Origin of the sequence: Sandarakinorhabdus sp. (assembly GCF_031422795.1) — a bacterium.
In the GTDB taxonomy this organism is placed as follows: Bacteria; Pseudomonadota; Alphaproteobacteria; order Sphingomonadales; family Sphingomonadaceae; genus Sandarakinorhabdus.
Genome location: NZ_JANPML010000456.1, coordinates 1 through 1,644, shown reverse-complemented (window position 1 = coordinate 1,644; position 1,644 = coordinate 1). Strand labels below are relative to the sequence as shown.

1 protein-coding gene and 1 pseudogene are annotated in these 1,644 nt (G+C 64.7%); both read left to right on the top strand.

The features are described 5' to 3' along the window. Positions 1-829: aminoacetone oxidase family FAD-binding enzyme (locus RMO81_RS15410; protein WP_310476824.1), on the top strand; the 829-nt coding region annotated here is incomplete at its 5' end. Next, positions 829-1,491: pseudogene (locus RMO81_RS15405) on the top strand (nitroreductase); the annotation flags it as partial. The gene RMO81_RS15410 and the pseudogene RMO81_RS15405, both read left to right, overlap by 1 nt. Positions 1,492-1,644: the final 153 nt, after the last annotated feature.

The following is a 1,644-nucleotide window of genomic DNA, read 5'->3' as shown; positions in this document are numbered from 1 at the left end:
CGGGGTGGATTTCGCCTTTGGCACCGCCATCACCGATGTGAGCCACGCCGATGGGCTGTTCACCATCACCACCTCGTCGGGCGTCCACACGGCCCGCAATCTGGTGCTGGCCACCGGCGGGCCGGCGATTCCGAAACTGGGCGCGACCGGCTTTGCCTATCAGGTGGGCAAACAGTTCGGGTTGCGGATCATTCCGCCGCGCCCGGCGCTGGTGCCGTTCACGCTGCCGGGCACGGAAAATCTGTTTCGCGAATTGGCCGGGGTTGCAGCTGAAGTGGTGGCGACTGCCGGAAAGGCGGCTTTCCGCGAGGCGGCGCTGTTCACCCACAAGGGCCTGTCTGGCCCGGCAATGCTGCAGGTTTCAAGCTATTGGCGGCACGGGGAGCCGATTGCGGTCGATTTCCTGCCCGATGCGCCGGCCGATTGGCTGATCAGCGCCAAGCGCCAGCGGCCCAAGGCGGGGCTCAAATCCGTGCTGGGCAGTGCATTGCCGGAGCGACTGGCGACCGCTCTTGCCGATACGTTGGGGCTTGCGGGCGATATGGCGAGCCAGAAGGACGCCAATCTCACGGCCGCGATGCAGCGCCTCAAGGGCTGGAGCTTTCGCCCCGATGGCACTGAAGGTTTCGTCAAGGCCGAGGTAACCGCCGGCGGCATCGACACCGCCGGCCTGTCATCGCGAAGTATGGCGGCCAATCACATTGGAGGGCTGTTCGCCATCGGCGAGGCCGTGGATGTGACGGGCTGGCTGGGCGGCTATAATTTCCAATGGGCCTGGGCTTCGGGATATGCCGCCGGGCAAGCAATCGCGGAAAGGGTGCACGCATGATGAGCTATGACGAGGTGGTGCTGGGTCGGCGCAGCGCGCGCGGCTTCAAGCCCGATCCGGTGCCGCTGGCGCTGATCAAGGAAATCCTGACGCTGGCCATGCGCTCGCCATCATCGATGAACACCCAGCCGTGGAATTTCACCGTGGTGACCGGTGAGCCGCTGGACCGCATCCGCGCCGGCAATACCGAACGCAACATCGCCGGCGTGCCGCACAGCCGCGAATTCCGCACCGGCACGGCGTTCGAAGGCGTCCACCGCGAACGCCAGATCGGCGTTGCCAAGCAATTGTTCAGCGCCATGGGCATCGCTCGTGATGACGCGCCGGCCCGTTTGGACTGGGTGCTGCGCGGTTTCCGCCAGTTCGATGCGCCGGTGTGCGTGATCATCACTTACGACAAGGTGCTTTCTGGCAGCGACGACACGCCGTTCGATTGTGGCGCGGTTTCCACTGCACTGGTCAACGCCGCCTGGTCACGCGGGCTGGGCGCGGTGATCAACAGCCAGGGCATCATGCAATCGCCCGTGGTGCGCGAACATGCCGGCATCGCCGATGATCAGGTGATCATGAAAGCCATCGCCATCGGTTGGCCGGAGGAAAGCTTCCCCGCCAATGCCGTGGTTTCAGAGCGCAAGAGCGTTGACGAACCGCGCCGCTTCGTCAACGCTCTTGCGCTCCGAAACCACGGCGTTGGCGGGGAAGCTTTCCTCCGGCCAACCGATGGCGATGGCTTTCATGATCACCTGATCATCGGCGATGCCGGCATGTTCGCGCACCACGGGCGATTGCATGATGCCCTGGCTGTTGATCACCGC